Source organism: Mycobacterium sp. SMC-13 (genome assembly GCF_045311035.1).
GTDB lineage: Bacteria > Actinomycetota > Actinomycetes > Mycobacteriales > Mycobacteriaceae > Mycobacterium.
This window is the reverse complement of sequence record NZ_JBJIAI010000004.1, coordinates 88,436-108,983: the sequence shown is the minus strand read 5'-3', so window position 1 is coordinate 108,983 and position 20,548 is coordinate 88,436. Positions and strand designations below refer to the sequence as shown.

20 protein-coding genes are annotated in these 20,548 nt (G+C 67.4%); 11 read left to right on the top strand and 9 right to left on the bottom strand.

All coding sequences use genetic code 11. The annotated features are described in order from the left end of the window. The first annotated feature begins 2 nt into the window (after positions 1-2). Genes ACJH6I_RS08225 through ACJH6I_RS08215 form a run of 3 tightly spaced genes read left to right on the top strand, consistent with a single transcriptional unit; the run spans position 3 to position 2,023 of the window. Positions 3-974 (top strand): NADPH:quinone oxidoreductase family protein, encoded by a 972-nt coding sequence (locus ACJH6I_RS08225; protein WP_406783929.1) that lies wholly within the window; start codon positions 3-5, stop codon positions 972-974. After that, positions 975-1,469 (top strand): DUF456 domain-containing protein, encoded by a 495-nt coding sequence (locus ACJH6I_RS08220; RefSeq protein ID WP_406783928.1) that lies wholly within the window; start codon positions 975-977, stop codon positions 1,467-1,469. Then, entirely contained in the window at positions 1,439-2,023 is a 585-nt protein-coding gene (locus ACJH6I_RS08215; RefSeq protein WP_406783927.1) for a YceI family protein, read from the top strand. The genes ACJH6I_RS08220 and ACJH6I_RS08215 overlap by 31 nt, the downstream gene beginning before the upstream one ends. Here ACJH6I_RS08215 and ACJH6I_RS08210 read toward each other — a convergent pair. The 3 genes from ACJH6I_RS08210 to ACJH6I_RS08200 form a co-directional block, all read right to left on the bottom strand. After that, positions 2,020-2,829, bottom strand: a complete 810-nt coding sequence (locus ACJH6I_RS08210; RefSeq protein WP_133425758.1) for a tyrosine-protein phosphatase — start codon at positions 2,827-2,829, stop codon at positions 2,020-2,022. The genes ACJH6I_RS08215 and ACJH6I_RS08210 overlap by 4 nt on opposite strands. Then, a complete protein-coding gene (locus ACJH6I_RS08205; RefSeq protein WP_406783984.1) occupies positions 2,829-4,046 on the bottom strand; it encodes an acyl-CoA dehydrogenase family protein in 1,218 nt (405 codons plus the stop codon). The genes ACJH6I_RS08210 and ACJH6I_RS08205 overlap by 1 nt, the downstream gene beginning before the upstream one ends. A gap of 127 nt (positions 4,047-4,173) precedes the next feature. Next, positions 4,174-4,404 carry a hypothetical protein gene (locus tag ACJH6I_RS08200; RefSeq protein WP_135357159.1) on the bottom strand — a complete coding sequence of 77 codons (231 nt, stop codon included), beginning with the start codon at positions 4,402-4,404 and terminating at the stop codon, positions 4,174-4,176. A 206-nt stretch (positions 4,405-4,610) separates the two neighbouring features. On the opposite strand from ACJH6I_RS08200, the gene ACJH6I_RS08195 reads away from it, so the two are divergent. The 3 genes from ACJH6I_RS08195 to ACJH6I_RS08185 all read left to right on the top strand — a co-directional run bounded on the left by ACJH6I_RS08195 (position 4,611) and on the right by ACJH6I_RS08185 (position 7,416). After that, complete coding sequence (locus ACJH6I_RS08195; RefSeq protein WP_406783926.1) at positions 4,611-5,252, top strand: response regulator; 642 nt, start codon at positions 4,611-4,613, stop codon at positions 5,250-5,252. Positions 5,253-5,262: 10 nt separating this feature from the next. After that, positions 5,263-6,441, top strand: coding sequence for a sensor histidine kinase (locus ACJH6I_RS08190; RefSeq protein ID WP_406783925.1), 1,179 nt, complete (start codon positions 5,263-5,265; stop codon positions 6,439-6,441). Positions 6,442-6,519: 78 nt separating this feature from the next. Next, the gene (locus ACJH6I_RS08185) at positions 6,520-7,416 is read left to right on the top strand and encodes an alpha/beta hydrolase (protein ID WP_318984842.1); all 897 of its coding nucleotides are present in this window, start codon (positions 6,520-6,522) and stop codon (positions 7,414-7,416) included. A gap of 166 nt (positions 7,417-7,582) precedes the next feature. Here ACJH6I_RS08185 and pntB read toward each other — a convergent pair whose 3' ends face one another. From pntB to ACJH6I_RS08170, 3 genes are all read right to left on the bottom strand, one after another. Further along, complete coding sequence (pntB, locus tag ACJH6I_RS08180) at positions 7,583-9,013, bottom strand: Re/Si-specific NAD(P)(+) transhydrogenase subunit beta (protein ID WP_133425762.1); 1,431 nt, start codon at positions 9,011-9,013, stop codon at positions 7,583-7,585. 35 nt (positions 9,014-9,048) lie between these two features. Beyond that, entirely contained in the window at positions 9,049-10,572 is a 1,524-nt protein-coding gene (locus ACJH6I_RS08175) for a Re/Si-specific NAD(P)(+) transhydrogenase subunit alpha (RefSeq protein ID WP_318984841.1), read from the bottom strand. Between the two features lie 252 nt (positions 10,573-10,824). Further along, a complete protein-coding gene (locus ACJH6I_RS08170) occupies positions 10,825-10,938 on the bottom strand; it encodes a hypothetical protein (RefSeq protein ID WP_177127396.1) in 114 nt (37 codons plus the stop codon). A 151-nt stretch (positions 10,939-11,089) separates the two neighbouring features. On the opposite strand from ACJH6I_RS08170, the gene ACJH6I_RS08165 reads away from it, so the two are divergent. From ACJH6I_RS08165 to ACJH6I_RS08155, 3 genes are all read left to right on the top strand, one after another. Further along, positions 11,090-11,782, top strand: coding sequence for a TetR/AcrR family transcriptional regulator (locus ACJH6I_RS08165; RefSeq protein WP_234880477.1), 693 nt, complete (start codon positions 11,090-11,092; stop codon positions 11,780-11,782). Between the two features lie 30 nt (positions 11,783-11,812). Further along, positions 11,813-13,609 (top strand): acyl-CoA dehydrogenase, encoded by a 1,797-nt coding sequence (locus ACJH6I_RS08160; RefSeq protein WP_318984840.1) that lies wholly within the window; start codon positions 11,813-11,815, stop codon positions 13,607-13,609. A gap of 65 nt (positions 13,610-13,674) precedes the next feature. Then, on the top strand, positions 13,675-15,222 hold the full coding sequence (locus tag ACJH6I_RS08155) for an IS1182 family transposase (protein WP_226521439.1): 1,548 nt from the start codon (positions 13,675-13,677) through the stop codon (positions 15,220-15,222). Positions 15,223-15,379: 157 nt separating this feature from the next. On the opposite strand, the gene ACJH6I_RS08150 is transcribed toward ACJH6I_RS08155, so the two are convergent. Further along, positions 15,380-15,997, bottom strand: a complete 618-nt coding sequence (locus ACJH6I_RS08150) for a TetR/AcrR family transcriptional regulator C-terminal domain-containing protein (RefSeq protein ID WP_318984839.1) — start codon at positions 15,995-15,997, stop codon at positions 15,380-15,382. Positions 15,998-16,120: 123 nt separating this feature from the next. On the opposite strand from ACJH6I_RS08150, the gene ACJH6I_RS08145 reads away from it, so the two are divergent. Further along, positions 16,121-17,314, top strand: coding sequence for an FAD-dependent monooxygenase (locus ACJH6I_RS08145; protein ID WP_318984838.1), 1,194 nt, complete (start codon positions 16,121-16,123; stop codon positions 17,312-17,314). 43 nt (positions 17,315-17,357) lie between these two features. Here the strand turns inward: ACJH6I_RS08145 and ACJH6I_RS08140 are convergent, their stop codons facing one another. Beyond that, positions 17,358-18,659 (bottom strand): cytochrome P450, encoded by a 1,302-nt coding sequence (locus ACJH6I_RS08140; RefSeq protein WP_318984837.1) that lies wholly within the window; start codon positions 18,657-18,659, stop codon positions 17,358-17,360. 122 nt (positions 18,660-18,781) lie between these two features. Here ACJH6I_RS08140 and ACJH6I_RS08135 point away from each other — a divergent pair, with 122 nt between their 5' ends. Further along, the gene (locus ACJH6I_RS08135) at positions 18,782-19,441 is read left to right on the top strand and encodes a TetR family transcriptional regulator (RefSeq protein WP_318984836.1); all 660 of its coding nucleotides are present in this window, start codon (positions 18,782-18,784) and stop codon (positions 19,439-19,441) included. Here ACJH6I_RS08135 and ACJH6I_RS08130 read toward each other — a convergent pair. Then, positions 19,438-20,526, bottom strand: a complete 1,089-nt coding sequence (locus ACJH6I_RS08130; RefSeq protein ID WP_318984835.1) for an alcohol dehydrogenase catalytic domain-containing protein — start codon at positions 20,524-20,526, stop codon at positions 19,438-19,440. The genes ACJH6I_RS08135 and ACJH6I_RS08130 overlap by 4 nt on opposite strands. Positions 20,527-20,548 lie beyond the last annotated feature (22 nt).

Sequence of the window (20,548 nt, the reverse complement as noted above, 5' to 3'; positions counted from 1 at the left end):
AGGTGAAAGCGCTTGTCGCACAGTCGCTGACGGGTCCATCGGGCTTGGCCTACACCGATATCGATGACGCCGCGGATCCCTCGGGCAATGCGGTCGTCATCGATGTCGGTGCGGCCGGCGTCTGCTTTCCCGACCTGCTGCTGATCCGCGGCGAGTACCAGCTCAAGCTGCCGCCCGGGTTCACCCCGGGTATGGAGGTGGCGGGTACCGTCCGGTCGGCGCCCGAGAGCTCCGGTTTCGTTGCCGGTCAGCGGGTCTCGGCGTTCACCATGATGGGCGGCTACGCCGAACGTGCGCTGGCGCTGCCGGATTCGGTGATCCCGACACCCGATGGCCTGGACGACGCCGCAGCGGTCTGCCTGCTGGGCAACTACTACACCATGTACTTCGCGCTGGCCCGCCGCGGCCGGCTGCTGGCGGGGGAGACGGTGCTGGTGCTGGGCTCGGGGGGCGGTGTCGGGGTCGCGGCCATCCAGGTCGCAAAGGCCATGGGCGCCAAGGTGGTTGCCATGGTGCACCGTGTCGAGGCGTTGGACTTCGTCGCCTCCGTCGGCGCCGACGTGGTGCTGCCGCTGACCGACGGCTGGCGCGATGCCGCGCTGGCGGCGACCGACGGTCGGGGAGTGGACCTGGTGGTCGACCCGGTCGGCGGCGACGCGTTCGACGACGCGATCCGGGTGCTGGCCCCCGAGGGCCGGCTGCTGGTGCTGGGTTTCGCTGCGGGCCAAGGCATCCCGTCGGTGAAGGTGAACCGTCTGCTGCTGCGCAACGTCAGCGTGGTGGGTGTCGGGTACGGCGAGTTCATCCGCCAGGTACCCGGTGCGGCCGCCGAGGTCGGGGCCGGCCTGGCGAAGCTGGTGCAAGCCGGCTTGCGACCACCGGAGCCAATGCGCTTCGCGTTGTCCGACGGTGCCGCCGCGCTACAGGCGTTGGCGGACGGGAAGATTCACGGCAAGGCTGTGCTGGAGCCGTAATTGAACACCGTGGGAACAGTGCTGGTGGCGCTCGTCATCGCGATCGGCCTCGTCGGCATCGTGGTACCGGTACTGCCCGGTGGCTTGCTCGTTTTCCTGGCGATCGCGGTGTGGGCAGTGGCCGTCCACACCGCGACGTCGTGGGTCGTGCTCGGCGTCGCGGCGGCACTGTTCCTGGCGGGCGAGGTCATCAAATATCTCTGGCCGATGCGCCGGATGCGCCGGATGCGCCGGGCCGACGTGTCGACCCGCAGCCTCGTCGTCGGTGGAATCCTTGGCGTCATCGGGTTTTTCGTGATCCCGGTGCTGGGCCTGGCCCTGGGCTTTGTGCTGGGCGTCTACCTGTCCGAGTACTCGGCGTTGCGGGACACGAGCCGGGCCTGGACATCGACCAAACACGCCATCAAGGGCGTCGCCCTGGCAATGGGGGTGGAGTTGACGGCCGCCCTGCTGGCGACCGTCGCATGGGTGGCGGGGCTGGTGGTCGGGAGTTGACCGCGGCGAAACGGACTCTCGACGCATCGTCCGGTGAACTGCTTCTGCACACCGGCGTCACCGGTAGCGCAGCCCGGATGGGACACCGGTTGACCATCGTGATGCGATCGTGGCGGGCGACCGTCGACCTCGACGGAGACGAACCCATCGCCGTCGAGGTGACCGTCGACCTGGACTCGCTGGACGTGCTGGCGGGTGAGGGCGGCATGACACCGTTGTCCGGCGCAGAAAAGACACTGGTCCGAAACAATGCGCTGAAGTCATTGCAGGCCAAGCGGTTTCCGCAGGCGATATTCCGTTCCTCGTCGATCGAATGGGGCGAAGACTCGTGGCGGCTTGCCGGGACGCTGGACCTCAGCGGTCAGAGCCGTGAGCAGACCGTCGTCGTCCACGTGGTGGGGGACGACGCCGACCTGCGGATCACCGGTGAGGCGCTGGTACGCCATAGCGACCATCGGATCAAGCAGTTCTCGATGCTGATGGGCGCGATGAAGGTGGCCGATGAAGTTCGGGTGACGCTCACGGCCAACGCGCAGCGCGCGGACGGGCCCTAGTCCCGAAGCGCGGTCCGCAGTCGCGTCACCTGCTCGTCGGTGACACCAATGGCGGCAAGGTAATTCGGCAGCGAGCCGTACTCGGCGCCGACGACCTCCAAGGCCGCGTCCAGGTACTCCTCGCGGACGCCGAGCACCTCCTCGGTGAGCCGGGCCTCGGCGAACGTCACGACCTCGGCCGTCTCGCCGGCCCGGGTCCGGATGGTCTCGAGGATGCCCTCGCGCAACTGCGGCACGGCGTCGTTGCTCCGCAGGAAATCGGTGAGGATCGCGTCGCGATCGATGCCGACGGCACCCAACACCGTCGCCACCGTGAAGCCGGTGCGGTCCTTGCCTGCGAAGCAGTGTGCGATCACCGGCCGCGCGTCGGCGAGCATCGAAATCACCTGGCGTATCGCAAGATGCGCACCGGGCAGCGTGGGGAAGCGGCGGTACTCCTCGACCATGAAGCGGCCGGCGGCGACTGCGACGTCCTCGTCGTCGGGCTTCGCGGTCATCATCTTCTCGAAGGCGTTCTCGTGCGGCGCCTCGGCGGTGTCGGTCCCAGCCGCGGCCAGCTCGTGGAACGGCAGCAGGTGGATCGCGACGCCGTCGGGCACCTGGCCGGGACCGCGGCGCTCGACCTCGCGCAACGACCGGAGGTCCGCGACGTCGGTGATGCCATAGTGCTGCAACGCTTTACGGCCGTCTTCGACGAGCCCGCTGAGCTCGCTGGAGCGGAACAGCCGGCCGGGGGCGATGCCCGTCTCCTCGGCGACGTCGCGGAAGTTCCAGGCGCCTGCCAGCTCAAGACCGGTGGACCGCATCACTGCCCCAACGCCGCGGCCGCCAGTGCCGATTTCTCGCGACCGAGTTCGGCCCGCGCGATGGTGCGCATGTGCACCTCGTCGGGCCCGTCGAACAGGCGCATGGCGCGGTGCCAGGCATAGAGCCGGGCCAGCGGTACGTCGTCGCAGATACCGGCGGCGCCGTGCACCTGGATGGCGCGGTCGATCACGTCGCACGCGACCTGCGGGGCCACCGACTTGATCTGCGACACCAGCACATGGGCGGCCTTGTTGCCCTGCTGGTCGATGGTCCAGGCGGCCTTCTCGCACAGCAGCCGGGCCTGGTCGATCTCGTTGCGGGACTTGGCAATCGACTCGCGCACCACGCCCTGCTCGGCCAGCGGCTTGCCGAACGCCACGCGCGTGGACACCCGCTCGATCATCAGGGCCAGCGCGCGCTCGGCGGCACCGAGTGCACGCATGCAGTGATGGATGCGACCCGGCCCCAGCCGCGCCTGCGCGATGGCGAAACCGGAACCCTCTTCGTGCAGCAGGTTCTCGGCCGGCACGCGGACGTTGTCGAAGACGATCTCGCAATGCCCGTGTTGGTCCTGCCACCCGAACACCGGCAGCGAGCGCTGGATGTCCACGCCGGGGGTGTCGGCCGGGACCAGGATCATCGACTGCTGTTGGTGCGAGGCCGCGTCAGGGTTGGTGCGGCCCATGACGATCAGGATCTTGCAGCGCGGGTCCGCGGCCCCGGTGATCCACCACTTGCGGCCGTTGATGACGTAGTCGCCACCGTCGCGCAGCATCGTCGTCTCGATGTTGCGGGCATCGGACGACGCCACCGCGGGCTCGGTCATGGCGAAGGCACTGCGGATTTCACCACCCAGCAGCGGATCGAGCCACTGCTTGCGCTGCTGCTCGTTGGCGAACAGGTGCAGGGTCTCCATGTTGCCGGTGTCGGGGGCGGCGCAGTTGATGGCCTCGGGCGCGATCTCCATGCTCCAGCCGGAAATCTCGGCCAGCGGCGCGTACTCCAGGTTGGTCAGCCCCGACTCCGACGGCAGGAACAGATTCCACAGGCCGCGCTTGCGGGCCTCGATCTTGAGTTCCTCGACCACCGGCGGCACCGTGTGGTCCTTCGGCCCCTTCTCCTCGCGATAGGCGTGGTAGGACGCCTCGGCCGGCAGCACGAGCTCGGTCATGAACTCGGTGAGCCTGTGCTGGTAATCCTGCGCCTTTGCCGACAACGCGAAGTCCATGCCCGCCACGATATGCCACTTGTCTAACGATGTGACGGGCGGTCGACGTCCGGCCCCACGACGACGAATTCCCTCCCCGCGACGACTTCGGGGAGGGAATCCGGGTTCGGGGCGGTCAGCGGCCCTGCAGGGCCGCGACGCGGTAGATGCCGTGGTGCCAGAGCACGCCGGGTAGCGGCATCCCGGCGGGCGGTGCGGTGATCGACGGGGTGGCGACGATGGCCGGCGGGCGGACATCGGGTCCGAGGGTGGTGGCGCCGGCGACGCCGGCCAGGCCGAGTGCCGAGCCACCCAGGATGCCGGCGGCGACGATCGAGAGGCCGAAGGTGCGGGCGGTGATGCTCATGTGAATTCTCCTGTGTCAGTGGGTTTTTGGTGTCTTGCTCCGGTGTGTTCCGGTGATGACTCAAGAGTGCCTGGACGCGGGCTCGGCGGGTATCGGGCGATCGGCCGGTAAGCCGGTGGATTCGGGCGTCCACCGATCGGGGGACACGCGGCCGTCAATTTGCGATCGGAGTTACTTTTCGCTGGTCGCCGTGCGACGCTGACGGCATGACCGACGAACGGGTTCGCGTGGTGGTGGGGGACGACCACCCGATGTTTCGCGACGGCGTCGTCCGCGCGCTGACGGCAAGTGGCGCCATCGAGGTACTGGCCGAGGCCGACGACGGGACGTCGGCGCTGGAGGCGATCCGCGTCCACAAACCTCAGGTCGCGCTGCTGGACTACCGCATGCCCGGCATGGACGGTGCCCAGGTGGCGGCGGCGGTGGTGCGTGACGGTCTGCCCACCCGGGTGCTGCTGCTCTCTGCCCACGACGAGGCAGAGATCGTGTACCGGGCCCTGCAGGACGGCGCAGCCGGCTTCCTGCCGAAAGAGTCGACGCGCAGCGAGCTCGTACACGCGATCCTCGAATGCGCGAAGGGCCGCGACGTCGTCGCACCCAGCCTGGCTGCCGGACTTGCCGGCGAGATCCGTCGTCGGGCCGAGCCGGACGCCCCGGTGCTCAGCCCCCGCGAACGCGAGGTGCTGCAGCTGATCGCCAAGGGCGCGACCATCCCGGCAATGGCCAAGGAACTGTTCCTGGCGCCGTCGACGGTCAAGACCCATGTGCAGCGGCTCTACGAGAAGCTCGGGGTCGGAGACCGCGCGGCGGCCGTGGCCGAGGCGATGCGTCGGAAGCTGCTGGACTGACGTGAGGCCGATGCTCAGCCGGATCGGGGAGTACCTGGCCGCCGAACCGGTGCGGATTTCCGCCGGGCTACGGCTCCCGCTGATCGCGCTGATCGGTGTCCTGGTGTGGATCTGGGAAGTCGACCACTGGCTGCCCGAGTTGTATGCCGTGATCCTGGGCCTGTATGCCGTCGCCGCGGTGATCTGGCTGGTGGCGGTGCTGCGCGGACCCGTGCCGCGCTGGGCGGACTGGGCGTCGACCGGCATCGACCTGGTGGTGATCCTGGCGCTGTGTCTGGTGTCCGGCGGCGCGACCGCGGCGCTGCTGCCCGTCTTCTTCCTGCTGCCGATCTCGGTGGCATTCCAGGACCGTCCGTTGATGACCGCGGCCATCGGCACGTTGACGGCCGCGGGCTATCTGGCGGTATGGATCTTCTACTCCAAGCACGACGACCGCATGGGCCTGCCGAACATGGTCTACACGCACTTCGGGTTCCTCGTGTGGCTGGCGGTGGCCACCACCGTGTTGTGCTTCGTGTTGGTGCGCCGCCAGGAGCGGGTGCAGGCGCTGCAGGAGGTGCGCCGCCAGTTGGTGTCCGAGGCCATGCAGTCCGACGAGCGGCACAGCCAGGAAGTCGCCGAAGGGTTGCACGACGGTCCGTTGCAGACGCTGCTGGCGGCCAGGCTGCAGCTCGACGAGGTCCGGGAGCGGACCCCCGGGCCCGAACTCGACGCGGTCTACGCCGCTTTGGAAGACACGGCGACGGCGCTGCGCTCGACGGTCACCGAGCTGCACCCGCAGGTGCTCGCCCAGCTGGGGCTGACGCCGGCGGTGCGGGAACTGTTGCGGCAGTTCGAGTCTCGCACCCGGCTCGCGGTGCGCGCCGACCTCGAGGAAGTCGGCAAGCCGGATGCGCAGCAGCTGCTGTACCGGGCGGCACGTGAGCTGCTGACCAACATCGGCAAGCATGCGCAGGCCACGACGGTGTCGGTGCGGTTGGGCCGCATCGGCAATCGGGTCGTCCTGACCGTCGCCGACGACGGCATCGGCTTCGACCCGGCGGTGGTGGCTCAATATGTGGCCGACGGGCACATCGGGCTGGGCTCGCTGCTGGCCAGGTTCGATGCGATGGGTGGCTCGATGCTCGTCGACTCCGCGGTCGGCGGCGGCACCCGGGTGACCGTGACGTCACCGCCCGAGCGCGAGTAGTCCCCTGCAAGCGGGGGCAATCCCTACTCGCCAGAAAATAGAGCGCCTGCGACCCGTGGGCGGCGGTAGCGTCGCGCCATGAAACTGCGCATTCTGGGCGGCCTGCTGGTCGCGGCGGTGGTGGCGTTGGTGGTGAACGCCGTGGTGGTGGAGCACACCGGCCGCGCGGCCGAACCGTTCGCCGGCGGCCGCGTGCTGGAACTCGATGGACCCGACCTGAACATCCGCGAGTACGGGCCGCCCGGCGACCGCGCAATCGTTCTGCTGCACGGGTATTCGGCCTCCATCGAGTGGTGGGAGAAGGTCGCCCCGGCGCTGGCCGCGCATCAGCGCGTGATCGCCGTCGACCTCGTCGGCCACGGCGGTTCCGAGGCCCCCACTGATGCGGCGCCGTATCACTCCGATGGTCAGGCCGAGGCGGTGCACCGCGCGCTGGAGGCGCTGGGTGTCCGGCATGCCGAACTGGTGGGGCATTCGATGGGCGGCAAGGTGGCTGCCGAGTTTGCCACCCGCTACCCGGAAATGGTTGAGCGCGTGGCGGTTTCGGACACCCCCGCGGCGGAGGACCTGGTGTCCATGCCGTTGCTCGGCAAGATGCTGTGCTGGCCGCTCATCGGGCCTGCGCTCGATCATTTCCGCGGCGTCGATGCGATCAGTGCGGGCTCGCTGCAGACGGGGTTCGCGGCCGACTATCCCGTCCCGCCGCTGGCTTACCGCTCCCTGAAGCAGCTGACCTACGCGGGCGTGTGCGATTCGAAAGACGCCGGCCGCCCCGTCGCCGAGACGCTGAAAGGGCTGGGCAAGCCCGTGCTGGTGCTGTGGGGTGACAAGGACGTCCTGACCCCGACAGCGCCCAACGTCGCGCGCTACACCGCGGCCGGGCTGCCGCCGCACCTCATCGCCGGCTCAGGCCACAGCCCGATGGTCGAGAAGCCGGACGAATTCCTCGCGGCGGTAGGTGATTTCGTCCGCTGACGGAGTTGGTGGACCGGGATCGACCGCGGGCGCAATCACAATGTCGGGCTGAGAGTGTCGATAACCGTATATACGTGTCAACGACGCTCCCAGGCAGACGTTGTGTTCGGCATGGGCACGAAAAAGCCTCCAATCCCAATGGATTGGAGGCTTCTTCGATGTATTTCTACAGCGCGGCCAGGATGTCGTTGACGCGGTCGCGGGCGTCGCCGAACAGCATCTGGCTGTTGTCGCGGAAGAACAGCGGGTTCTGCACGCCGGCGTAGCCGGAGGCCATGGAGCGCTTGAACACGATGACGTTGTTTGCGTTCCACACCGTGAGCACCGGCATGCCGGCGATCGGGCTGCCCGGGTCTTCGGAGGCGGCGGGGTTGACGGTGTCGTTGGCGCCGATGACGAGCACGACGTCGGTGTCGTCGAAGTCGTCGTTGATCTCGTCCATCTCGAGGACGATGTCGTAGGGCACCTTGGCTTCGGCGAGCAGCACGTTCATGTGGCCGGGCAGGCGGCCGGCGACGGGGTGGATGCCGAAGCGGACGTTGACGCCCTTGTCGCGCAGCTTGCGGGTCAGGTCGGCGACGCCGTACTGGGCCTGGGCGACGGCCATGCCGTAGCCGGGCGTGATGATGACCGAGCTGGCGGAGGCGAGCATCTCGGCGGCACCTTCGGCGGTGATCTCGCGGTGCTCGCCGTAGTCCTTGTCCTCGGCGGGGCCGGCCTCGATACCGAAGCCGCCGGCGATGACGGAGATGAACGACCGGTTCATGGCCTTGCACATGATGTAGGACAGGTAGGCACCGGAGGAGCCGACGAGCGCGCCGGTGATGATCAGCAGGTCGTTGGACAGCAGGAAGCCCGAGGCGGCCGCGGCCCAACCGGAGTAGCTGTTGAGCATCGAGACGACGACGGGCATGTCGCCACCGCCGATGGAGGCGACCAGGTGCCAGCCCAGCAGCAGCGCCAGGACGGTGACGCCGACCAGCAGCCACAGGTTCGGGGCGATGCAGAACCACACGGTCAGCGCGATGAACACCACCAGCGAGCCGACGTTGAGGAAGTTCTTGCCGGGCAGCATCAGGGGCGCGGACTTGATCTTGGCCGACAGCTTCAGGTTGGCCACGATCGAACCGGTGAAGGTCACCGCGCCGATGAACACGCCGATGAAGACCTCGGCGGAGTGGATGCCGAGCATGCCTTCCTTGGCGAGCTCGAGGGCGCCCTGGCTGTTCGGGTCGAACTCGGCGTGCAGGTAGCCGCTCCAGCCGACCAGCACGGCGGCCAGACCCACGAAGCTGTGCAGCAGCGCGATCAGTTCGGGCATGCCGGTCATCTCGACGACCTTGGCGCGCCACAGGCCGATGGCGGCACCGACGGCCATGGCGCCGATCAGCAGCGCCAGGCCCAGGGGCTCGATCTGCTTGTTGATGGCCAGGACGATGGTGGCGACCAGGGCGACGCCCATGCCGGCCATGCCGAAGGCATTACCGGCCTTGGAGGTCTCGTGCTTGGACAGGCCGGCCAGAGCGAGGATGAACAACAGGGCGGCGACGACGTACGCCGCGTTCGCCACGTTGGTGATGGTTTCTGCGTTGAACATGAATCCGTTCCAAAGGTTCTTTAGGTCAGCAGGCTCTAGCTGCGGGAGAACATGGCCAGCATGCGGCGGGTCACCGCGAAGCCACCGAAGACGTTGATGCTGGCGAGCAGAATCGCGACGCCCGCCAGGGCGGTGATCGGGGTGTTGTGGTGCCCGATCTGCAGCAGCGCGCCGACCACGATGATTCCGGAGATCGCGTTGGTCACCGACATCAGCGGGGTGTGCAGCGCGTGGTGCACGTGCCCGATCACGTAGTAGCCGATCACGATCGCCAGGGCGAACACCGTCAGGTGGACCTGCAGGGCGGCCGGGGAGGCGGCGATCAGCAGGAACAGCACCGCGGCAGCGGCGAAGGTGATGCCCAGACGACGCGCCGTGGTCATCGGCTCCTTGGCCTGAGACACCGCCGGGGCGGCGGCAGGCTGGGCGGCGGGGGCGGCGGAGACCTGCACCGGCGGCGGGGGCCAGGTGATCTCGCCGTCGCGCACGACGGTCACACCGCGCTGCACCACGTCGTCGAAGTCCAGGACGACCTGGCCGTCCTTCTCCGGGGTGAGCAGCTTGAGCAGGTTGACCAGGTTGGTGCCGTACAGCTGGGAGGCCTGTGCGGGCAGGCGGCCGGCCAGGTCGGTGTAGCCGATGATCGTCACACCGTTGTCGGTGACGATGGCCTGATCCTTGACGGTGCCTTCGACGTTGCCGCCGTTGGCCGCGGCCATGTCGACGATCACCGAGCCGGGCTTCATCGAGGCGACCATGTCGGCGGTGATGATCCGCGGCGCCGGGCGGCCCGGGATCAGCGCGGTGGTGATGATGATGTCGACGTCTTTGGCCAGCTCGGCGTACAGCTCGGCCTCGCGGGCCTTGTAGTCGTCGCCCATTTCCTTGGCGTAGCCGGTGGCCGACACCTCGCCGGCGTTTGGATCGACGGACACGTACTCGCCGCCGAGGGAGGCGACCTGGTCGGCGACCTCGGGGCGCGGGTCGGTGGCCCGCACGACGGCGCCGAGCGAGCCGGCGGCGCCGATCGCGGCCAGGCCGGCGACACCGGCGCCGACGACGAGGACCTTGGCCGGCGGGACCTTGCCGGCGGCGGTGACCTGGCCGGTGAAGAACCGGCCGAAGGCGTGCGCGGCCTCGACGACGGCGCGGTAGCCGGCGATGTTGGCCATCGATGACAACACGTCCAGGGACTGGGCACGCGAGATACGCGGCACCGCGTCCATGGCCAGCACCGTGATCGGGCGGGTGGCGAGCTTCTCGACCAGTTCGGGCTTGAGCCCGGGGGAGATGAGCGAGACCAGGGTGGCGCCGTCCTTGAGCGCGGCGATCTCGCCGTCGTCGGGGGCGTTGACCTTGAGCACGATGTCGGCGGCCCAGGGGGAGCCGATGTCGGCGCCGGCCTCTACATAGGCGGCGTCGGCGAAGCTGGACAAGTCGCCGGCGCCGGACTCAACCACTACCGAATAGCCGAGCTTGATCAGCTGCCCGACAGTTGCAGGAGTGGCGGCAACCCGCGTCTCACCAGCCAGAGACTCGCGGGGAATCCCGATGATCATCGAATCCGATCCGATCTGTGTTGGTTTGCTTGCAAGAGTCTCCCCCATCCACCTCGGGACGGTGCTCTTGCCCCCCTATACCAGTTAGCAATCGCTTATAAATTAGCAGTCGCTCATAATGCGACCAAAAATCCACTGGCCAGCATTGCCTGGATATGTCTACGTCATCGGCACGGATTTGGGTACAGCAATTCCGACCGGTGGGACGCAGCGCGCCAACACACCGGTCGGAATGGTGGAATTCTGGGGTGGTTACACCGGGGGGTACGCCGGGGGCGGGTATACGCCGCGCAGGCCCCACGGGACCCAGTTGAAGAAGTACTCGACCTCGTCGCTCGCGTCGTAGTCCGGGCTCGGATCCATCAGTACCTCCAACCGACAAGCTTGTTACTCGCGAGTTTAGCTGCTGGCTCCCCGTTGCGAGTGGCAGATCGGCCGACGAGATGCCACGGCATAGACTGGCCAACCAGTTGATTGGGTCCCGGGCCGCGCGCCCGGCTGCATAGAGTGAGCTGACATGTCCACAGAGTCGTCGACAAAAGGTTCTGCCACGGGATCGCCCGCGGGGGCGTCGGCTGCGTCGAACGGGTCGAACGGCACGTCGCGGCGCGAGGAGTTGCTGGCGGTCGCCGCCAAGTTGTTCGCGGCCCGCGGCTACCACGGGACCCGCATGGACGACGTCGCCGACGCCGTCGGGCTGAACAAGGCGACCGTCTACCACTACTACGCCAGTAAGTCGCTGATCCTCTGGGACATCTACAAGTCGACCGCCGACTTCACCGTCGATGCCCTGCATGACGACCCGACCGCCTCGGCGCGCGAGACCATCTTCAACTTCACCCGGCGCTTGCTGACCGGCATCGCCACCGACCTGGAATCCGCGGCGGTGTACTTCCAGGAGGGGCCGTACATCACCGAGTGGTTCACCGAGGAGCAGGTCGCATACATCCGCAAGGCGGAGACGACGGTCTACGAGCACGTCCGCGACGTGATCGACCGCGGCATCGCCAGTGGCGAGTTCAATGACTGCGACTCGCATGTGCTGGCGCTGGGCTACATCGGGATGACGCTGGGCGCCTACCGGTGGCTGCGGCCGCACGGCCGGCGCACGGCCTCCGAGATCGCCGTCGAGTTCAGCACGGCACTGCTGCGCGGCCTGATCCGCGACGAAACGATCCGCACCGAGGACCCCCTCGGCGGCGGCGCATAGAACCCGCGATCGAGAGGTGACCGAGGTCCGATGAAATCCTTGCTGCTGTCCCGCCGCGACCTCGACTTCCTGCTGTACGAATGGCTGAAGGTCGACGAACTGACCAGCCGCAAGCGGTTCGCCGATCACTCGCGCGAGACCTTCGACGGGGTCCTGGACCTCAGCGAGCAACTGGCCGAACGCTACTTCGCGCCGCACAACAAGAAGAGCGACGCCAACGAGCCGACCTTCGACGGGCAGACCGTGACGATGGTCCCCGAGGTCAAAGAGGCCTGGGACGCATTCGTCGAAGCCGACCTGATCGGCATGTCCATGGACGAGTCGGTCGGCGGAGCGCAACTGCCGGCCGTCGTCGCGCAGGCGGCATTCGCCTGGATCGCCGCGGCCAACGTATCGACATCGGGCTACCTGATGCTGACCATCGCCAACGCCAACCTGCTGACGAAATTCGGCACGCCCGAGCAGATCGAGACCTACGTCAAACCCATGCTGGCGGGGCACTTTTCGGGCACCATGGCGCTCTCGGAGACGCAGGCCGGCTCGTCGCTGGCCGACGTCGCGACGCGCGCCGAACCGCGCGACGACGGCACCTACCGGCTGTTCGGGTCGAAGATGTGGATCTCGGGCGCCGAGCACGAGATCACCGACAACATCGTCAACCTCGTGCTGGCCAAGATTCCGGGCGGACCGCCGGGGACCAAGGGCATCTCGCTGTTCATCGTGCCCAAGTACCTGGTGAACTCCGACGGCTCGATAGGCGAGCGCAACGACGTTGCCATCGCCGGCCTCAACCACAAGATGGGGCAGCGCGGTGTCACCAACACCGTGCTGAATTTTGGTGATACGCAATTCAATCCGGGCGGCGAGAACGGCGCGGTCGGCTATCTGGTGGGTGAACCGCACCGTGGCATCGTCTACATGTTCCAGATGATGAACGAGGCCAGAATGGCCGTCGGCTTGGGTGCGGTCGCGCTGGGCTACACCGGCTACCTCAAGTCGGTGCAGTACGCCCGGGAGCGGCCGCAGGGCCGCCCATTGGACGTCAAGGACCCGACGACGCCGCAGGTGCCCATCGTCGAACACCCCGATGTAAGGCGAATGCTGTTGGCGCAGAAGGCTTATGTCGAAGGCGGACTGGCGCTGGGTCTGTACTGTGCGCGGCTGGTGGACGTGCAGCACAGCGCGGAGTCGGACGCCGAAGCTGATGCGGCCGGCCTGCTGATCGACATCCTGACCCCCATCGCGAAGAGCTGGCCGTCGCAGTGGTGCCTGGAGGCCAACAATCTGGCGATCCAGGTGCACGGCGGGTACGGCTACACCCGCGAATACGACGTCGAGCAGCATTACCGGGACAACCGGCTGAACCCGATCCACGAGGGCACCAACGGTATCCAGAGTCTGGACCTGTTGGGCCGCAAGGTGACTCAGCGCGGCGGGGCCAGCCTCGCGGCGCTGGGCCAGGTCATCGCCGAGACGGTCCGCGCGGCCGGCGAGCTGGGTGGTGAAGGCGCCGAGCTGGCAGGCGCGCTCGATGCGTCGTGGCAGCGGCTGGTCGCCGTGACCGGCGGCATGTTCGGTTCCGGCGACATCCCCGCGGTGATGGCCAACAGCCACGTCTACCTGGAAGCGTTCGGGCACATCGTGGTGGCGTGGCTGTGGCTGGAGCAGTTCGTCGCCGCAGCCGGTAAAGACGGCGATTTCTATGACGGCAAGCGGCAGGCTGCCCGCTACTTCTTCCGGTTCGAATTGCCCAAGACCGCACCGCAATTGGACCTGCTCGAGTCGCTGGACCGCACGACACTGGAGATGCGGGACGCCTGGTTCTAGGAGTCTGCTGAATTAATCGGGTGTGGCGCCAAGGGTTGTCCTGGGGTTTCGCCGATGATTGAGCGGTGCAAGGTCGCTCTGATGATCAGCGTGAGTTGTTGGATGCCGAATCGGTGGCCGGGCATCTTCTGAAGCCCGACAGTGTGTTTGCGTTCCTGGCGGCCCACCGCCATGTGCTGTTTCCCGAGGAGATGTTCGCCGACCTGTTCCCGTCGCGGCGGGGCCGACCCAGTGTGCCGGCCGAGGTGATGGCCTCGGTGATCACACTGCAAGCCCTGCACGGACTCTCAGACAACGAGACCGTGGACGCGGTCACCTTCGATCTGCGGTGGAAAGCCGCGTGCGGGCTGCCGGTCACCGCGCCGGCGTTTCACTCCACGACGCTGACCTACTGGCGGCGCCGGCTGGCGGCCTCGGATCGCCCCAACCGGATCTTCGAGGCCGTGCGAACCGTGGTCGCGCAGACCGCGGTGCTGGCGGGCAAGACCCGGCGAGCATTGGATTCCACTGTCCTCGATGACGCGGTGGCCACCCAGGACACCGTGACCCAGCTGATCGCCGCGATCCGCCGCGTGGGCCGCGACGTCCCCGGCGCCGCCGAGGTGATCGAGACTCATTGCACGGCCCACAATTACCACGACCCGGGTAAACCCACGATCGCCTGGAACGACAAGGCCGCCCGTGATCAGCTCATCGACGCCCTGGTCGGCGACGCGCATCGGCTGCTGGGGCATCTGCCCGAGCAGGAGCTGGGACCGAGGGCCGCCGAGGCGGTGGCCCTGCTAGCGCTGATCGCCGGGCAGGATGTCGAACCTGTCGAAGGCTCCGATGGCACCGACGGGCAGTGGCGCATCGCCCAGAAAGTCGCCGAGGATCGCATCATCTCCACCGTGGATCCTGAGGCCCGGCACGCTCATAAGACGGTGCGTCGGCGCCAGGACGGCTTCAAAGCCCACATCGCGATCGAACCCGATACCGGGATCATCACCGACTGTGCTCTGACCAAGGCCAGTGGTCCCGATAACCACGAAGCGGTCGTCGGGCTGGGATTGCTTGAGGATGAAAATGCCCCGGTGCGGGTGCTCGGCGATTCGGCCTACGGCACCGGCGCAGCCCGCGCCACCCTCGCCGAACTCAAGCATGTCGCGGTGATCAAACCGCTGCCGCTGCGGACCCCAGTGCCTGGCGGGTTCACCAGCGATGACTTCGCCATCGATTTCGATGCCCGCACCGCGTGCTGCCCGGCCGCACACACCGTCACCATCACGCCCAGCGGTGGCGCAAAATTCGAAAAATATTGTCGCTCATGCCCGTTGGCGGCCCGATGCACTACCGCAGTACGGGGACGCAAGCTCACCATCAGCGAGCACGAACCGCTGATGCGTGCCGCCCGCGCAGCAGCGCGCACCCCCCAGTGGCAGGACGAGTACCGCCAACACCGGCCCATGGTGGAACGCTCCATCGCCTGGCTGACCCGCAGCAACCGCAAAGTCCGCTACCGCGGCACCACCAAAAACGACCACTGGCTGCACCACCGAGCCGCCGCCCTCAACCTGCGCCGGCTAATCACCTTGGGCCTGACGCACACGGGCACCACCTGGGCCATCGCCTAACGGCAGGTGACCAACCTCTTGCCACCCCAGGCAACCGATGCCACAGTCGATGGTGGCGGGGCGATCTCGTATCTGTCGACCTCCGGGCCTGACTTCACCCACGCGCCAATGAGCGCTCCAGACGCCCCGCCCCAAACCCCACTAATTCAGCAGACTCCTAGGCGGTCAGGCCGTTGTTCGCGACAAGTCGGGTCAGTCCGTAGGCAAACTGACTGTCGCGTGGCGTTTTTCGTAACGTGGCCAAGCCCGCGTATACGTTCGGATACGCCGTGGCGTCGATCGATTCCCGGCTGTCGTCACGGGCCTCGTTTCGAGCGAGTTCGTAGGCGGCCTGCTCTTCGATGACGAAGCCCATGACGTAGTACTGCACCGAGAACGCGGCCAGGACGGCTTCGGTCGCCGGCACGCCGGCGGCCAGCGCGGCGCCGATTGCGGCTTCGCCGAAAGCCAGCGTGTTGGGCTGGCGGACGAATGTGCCGGCCAAAACGCGTGCGCCGTCCCGATGTGACAACAGTGCAGATCGCAGCCGGTGCGCGAGTTCGGTCAGTCGGGCACTGCCCTGCGCGCCGGAACCGGTTTCGTCGGCCACCCCGCTGAGCAGGTCGTCGGCGAGTGCGTCGGTCAGTGCCTGCTTGTTGTCCACGTGCCAGTACAGGGTTCCGTGGTTGACCCCCAGCGACGTGGCGAGTTTGCGCATTGTCAGTGCGTCGATGCCGTGCTCTTCGATGAACGCCCAGGCGCCTGCGAGGACGGCTGCTCGGTCTAGACGCGCCATCGCCTCCCTTTCCGGTCGCGAGCACGATAACAGGCCGCTACTTGACCAATGGTCAAGTAGCGGCCTAGCCTTGGGCGGGCCGGACCGGGCGGTGGGCTCGGCCTCGGCCGAAAGGACCCTGAAATGCCTTTGGCTGATAAACATTCGGCTGGTGACGCCAGGCGCGAAGTGCTGATCTGTGGCGCCGGAATCGCCGGCATCGTGTTGGCGTATCGGCTCGCCCGAGGTGGGTTCCGGCCAACGGTCGTCGAACGGGCCCCGGCATTGCGCCGCGGCGGCAACGCCGTGGACCTACGCGGGCCGGCGGTCGACGTCGTCACCGATATGGGCGTGTACGACGAGCTGTGCGACCGGGCGACCGGGCTCGCCGAGTTCTACCGCATCGACCCGGCGGGTAACCGCATCGTCGCCATGGCGCCCGAGGTGATCGCCGGGGACGTCGAGCTTCTGCGGACCGAACTCAGCGAGGTGCTGTTCGCCGCGGCGCAGGACGGAATCACCTACCAATTCGGTGATTCCGTGGCTGCGCTCGATGACGCCGGTGGCCAGGTGGCGGTCACATTTCAGAGCGGCCGACGTCAGGATTTCGGCCTCGTCGTGGGCGCCGACGGACTGCACTCGCAGACTCGCGCATTGGCCTTCGGCCCCGAATCGGAATACGTTCACCATCTGGGGTGCTACCAAGCGCACTTCACCACCGACAACATTCTGAACCTCGAGCGCGCCGGGCTATTGCTCAATCGGCCCGGGCGCACCCTCGGCTGTTACAGCGTCCATCGCGACCGTGAGATCGTCGTCGGCTTGTTCTTCGACTCGCCGCCGTTGGGCTACGATCGCTCTGACTTTGTGGCTCAACAGTTTTGGGTCAAGCAAGCCTTCGCCGGCATGGGATGGCGGACGGCGGAACTACTCGACCGCATGGATCACGCCGACGATTTCTATTTCGATTCCGTCGCCCAGGTCGTTGTCGAGCAGCCGTATCGCGGCCGTGTCGCGCTCGTCGGCGATGCCGCCTGCAGTCCGTCGCTGTTGTCGGGCATGGGTGCGACCCTGGCGATCATCGGAGCCGCGGCGCTCGCCGACGAGCTGAACGCCGCGCCCGATGACCACCTACGCGCCTTCGGTCGGTATCAGGAGCGGAAGGCCGAGATGGTCGCCCTCAGCCATCAACTCGCGCGGGTCTCCCGAGGCTGGTTCATTCAGCCCGAGAATGAAACTGGGCCCGGCAGTGCGGTGTCCGCCGACGAACAGTCCGATGCCTTGCGGCAACGAGTTCTCGACGCGGCCGGGGCCGCTGCTGGGAGCGCTTCGAGGTGAACCAATGCTCGCTGAGGTTGCAGGCGGAAGATGGGGAAGCGCTCTAGACCTCTACCACCCGCCGAGTGCCCAATTGGGCTGGGAGTGAAGAGAATCCGCGCAGGTTCACCAGCCCGCGCCGACCGGGTGTCTCGGCGAGGTGTAATTCCGGGAACGCTTCGAACAGGGCGCGCAGGGCCGTGACACCTTCGATCCGGGCCAGCGCCGCGCCCAGGCAGGCGTGCACACCTGAGGCGAATGCCAGGTGTTCGCGGGCGTTTTCGCGGCCGATGTCGAAACGTGCCGGGTCGGCGAACACTCTCGGGTCGCGGTTTGCGCCGCCCAGAAACAACCCCACCATGTCGCCCGCGCTGATTTGTTCACCGGCGATCTCGACATCGACAGTCGCAGTCCGCGCGGTCATCTGCACCGGGCTGTCGATGCGCAGAATCTCCTCGATGGCGGTGGGCCACAGTTCTGGTTCGGACCGCAGCCTGGCCAGCTGGTCTGGGTTCTGCAGCAGCAACACGATGCCGTTGCCGATCAAGTTGACCGTCGTCTCGAAACCGGCACCGATCAGCAGTGCGGCATTCGCGGCGAATTCCCGGTCGCTCAGACTGCCGTCGGTCGCGAGGCGACTGAAAGGGGTGTCTCCGCCTACGCCGGCCCGGGCCCGCCGGAAGTTCTCCTGGTTGACCCGGTCGATGTCGCGGAGGCCGTTGATCGCTGATCTGTATGTGCGCCAGGGGATTCCAACGTCAAGTAGCGGTGCGCCGCTGTGGCCCCACTCCAGCAGGTGGGGGCGTGTGTCTGCCGGTAGGTCGAGCAACTCGGCGATGATTGTGATCGGCAGCTGCGCCGCGAAGTCGCTGACCAGATCGGGATGCGGTGATTGGGCCAGCCGCTCGATGAGTTCACCCGTGACCTCCGCGACCCGCGAGTCCAGTCGTCCGATGGCCCGCGGGGTGAAGCTCTGCGCGACCAGTTGCCGGTAACGCGTGTGATCAGGCGGGTCCACGACAACCATGGCGGGCGGTTCGACGGGGTTGGACACGCCGGGGTCGGTCCGCGCAATCAAGGCTTGCAACGGTTTGGGAAGTTCCATGGCAGTCGGGTCGGTGATGCCGAACCTGTTGTCCCGCAGTATCTCCCGGCACACGCCGTGATCGACGGTGGCCCAGGTGTAGCGTTTGCGCACCAGCGGGCCCTGCTGCCGGATCGCCTCCATCAGCGGGTACGGATCGGCTGGGCGACCGTGGTTTGCCAGGAGTGCGGCCATGGGATCGCCGCGACGCGCCTGTATCCCGAGAAACGCCCGCGGCACACCATGCAGCGCCAGCCAACGGGACCAGAGGCCAATCTGCATCGCAGTTCCTTCCGTCGGAGCGCGGACGTCAGATGCGGCGTGCGAGACATTGAGACGTTGTTTGTCTCGCTCGGATATGATCTACCGTACGACCGGGGAGCCGGACTGGCAAGGAGAAGTGCGTGACCTCAAGCCGAACAGAAGATTTCGTGCGTCGGCTGTCCGATCCGGATCCCGCGGTGGCCGCCCTGGTTGAAGACCCCGACGAGATCACCACCCGCATCTTGCGGGCGGGCCTGGAACAGGCCGAGTTGGTCGGGATGCGCCGCTCGACCATGGAGGATGTCGCCAAGCGCAGCGGTGTCGGGCGGGCCACGCTCTATCGGCGATTTCCCACCAAGACGGCCCTCAACGACGCCATCGTGTTGTCGGAAGTGCGCCGATTCCTCGAGGGCAGTACCCGGGCCCGAGCGCAGGGAAAGACATTCGAGGACCGCATGGTCTACGACACCGTCTTCACCGTGACCTTCATCCGCGAACATGCACTGCTGAAGAAGCTGCTCCGCACCGAACCGGAAGCCATCCTGCCGAGCCTGACCGTCGACGCCGGAGCCATCATCGACTTCGCCACCGACTACACGGTCGCACTGTTCCGCCGCGAGTTGTACGGAAACAGGACCATCTCCGCGGCCCAGGAACGGCACCTGCGGACCGCGGCCGAGCTGCAGACCAGGCTCACCCTGTCGTTCATCGTCACGCCGCACACCGGCATCAAGCTCGCGAGCCTCGATGACACGCGGGCCTATGTGCGCCGCTACCTGATGCCGATGGTCACGCCCTAGAACTGCACGATCTGCCGCACCGCGCGGCCGTCGGCCAGGGCGTCCATGCCGGTGTTGATGTCGTCGAGTGTGATGGTGTCGGACACCAGCTTCTCGACCGGGAGTCGCCCCGACCGCCACAGCTCGACGAAACGCGGGATGTCCCGCGCCGGTACGGCCGATCCGAGATAGCTGCCGATCAGCGACCGGCCGTCGGCGACCAAAGCCAAGGGCGACACCGAGATTCGCGCATCAGGGTGCGGCAGCCCGACCGTGATGGTCTTGCCGCCCGGGGCCGTCATGCCGATCGCGGTCTCCAGGGCGGCGGGGTGGCCCGCGGCCTCGATCACCACATCGGCCTTGATGTCGCCGGGGTCGGTGACGGCGTCGTGCGCGCCGAGCGCGCGGGCCTGGTCGAGTTTGTCCGGCAACCGGTCGACGGCGACGACGCGGACGTCGTCGTGCGCCAGCGCCGTGAGCATCGCGGCCATCCCGACGCCGCCCATGCCGACGATCGCCACCGTCTGGCCGGGTTTCGGTTGTCCGGCGTTGAGTACCGCGCCGCCGCCGGTCAGCACCGCGCAGCCGAGCAGCGAGGCGACGACGGGTGGCACAGCGGGGTCGACGGGCACCACCGAACGGCGGTCCACCACCGCGTGCGTCGCGAAGGCGGACACCCCGAGGTGATGCAGAACCGTTGTGCCACTTCGGGATAGCCGCGTGTCGCCGCCCAGCAGCGTCCCCGCGCCATTGGCGGCGCTGCCGGGAATGCAGGGCGCCAGGCCGTCCGTCGCGCAGGACCGGCACTGGCCGCAGCGTGGCAGGAACGTCATGACGACGCGCTGCCCCACCGCCAAATCCGAAGTGCCGCCGACCTGTTCGACGATTCCGGCCGCTTCGTGACCGAGCAGCATCGGCACCGGGCGGACCCGGTTGCCGTCGACGACAGAAAGATCGGAATGACACAGCCCGGCCGCTTCGATACGCACCAGCAGCTCGCCGTCGCCCGGGCCGTCGAGGTCCAGCTCGCTGATGGTGAGCGGCTTCGATTCGGCGTAGGGGCGGGCGCGCCCGATCTCTTCGAGTACGGCACCGCGAATCAACATGGCACCAGCCTGACAGACTGGC

Coding starts and splice junctions, on each gene's coding strand:
- ACJH6I_RS08200 (WP_135357159.1), bottom strand. CDS start 4,404: ATGAGCATCACCGCCCGCACCTTCGGCCTCTCGATCGTCGCCGCCGGC.
- ACJH6I_RS08140 (WP_318984837.1), bottom strand. CDS start 18,659: ATGCAGATTGGCCTCTGGTCCCGTTGGCTGGCGCTGCATGGTGTGCCG.
- ACJH6I_RS08160 (WP_318984840.1), top strand. CDS start 11,813: ATGAAATCCTTGCTGCTGTCCCGCCGCGACCTCGACTTCCTGCTGTAC.
- ACJH6I_RS08190 (WP_406783925.1), top strand. CDS start 5,263: ATGCTCAGCCGGATCGGGGAGTACCTGGCCGCCGAACCGGTGCGGATT.
- ACJH6I_RS08195 (WP_406783926.1), top strand. CDS start 4,611: ATGACCGACGAACGGGTTCGCGTGGTGGTGGGGGACGACCACCCGATG.
- ACJH6I_RS08130 (WP_318984835.1), bottom strand. CDS start 20,526: ATGTTGATTCGCGGTGCCGTACTCGAAGAGATCGGGCGCGCCCGCCCC.
- ACJH6I_RS08185 (WP_318984842.1), top strand. CDS start 6,520: ATGAAACTGCGCATTCTGGGCGGCCTGCTGGTCGCGGCGGTGGTGGCG.
- ACJH6I_RS08210 (WP_133425758.1), bottom strand. CDS start 2,829: ATGCGGTCCACCGGTCTTGAGCTGGCAGGCGCCTGGAACTTCCGCGAC.
- pntB (WP_133425762.1), bottom strand. CDS start 9,013: ATGTTCAACGCAGAAACCATCACCAACGTGGCGAACGCGGCGTACGTC.
- ACJH6I_RS08215 (WP_406783927.1), top strand. CDS start 1,439: ATGGGTGGCGGGGCTGGTGGTCGGGAGTTGACCGCGGCGAAACGGACT.
- ACJH6I_RS08150 (WP_318984839.1), bottom strand. CDS start 15,997: ATGGCGCGTCTAGACCGAGCAGCCGTCCTCGCAGGCGCCTGGGCGTTC.
- ACJH6I_RS08145 (WP_318984838.1), top strand. CDS start 16,121: ATGCCTTTGGCTGATAAACATTCGGCTGGTGACGCCAGGCGCGAAGTG.
- ACJH6I_RS08165 (WP_234880477.1), top strand. CDS start 11,090: ATGTCCACAGAGTCGTCGACAAAAGGTTCTGCCACGGGATCGCCCGCG.
- ACJH6I_RS08175 (WP_318984841.1), bottom strand. CDS start 10,572: ATGATCATCGGGATTCCCCGCGAGTCTCTGGCTGGTGAGACGCGGGTT.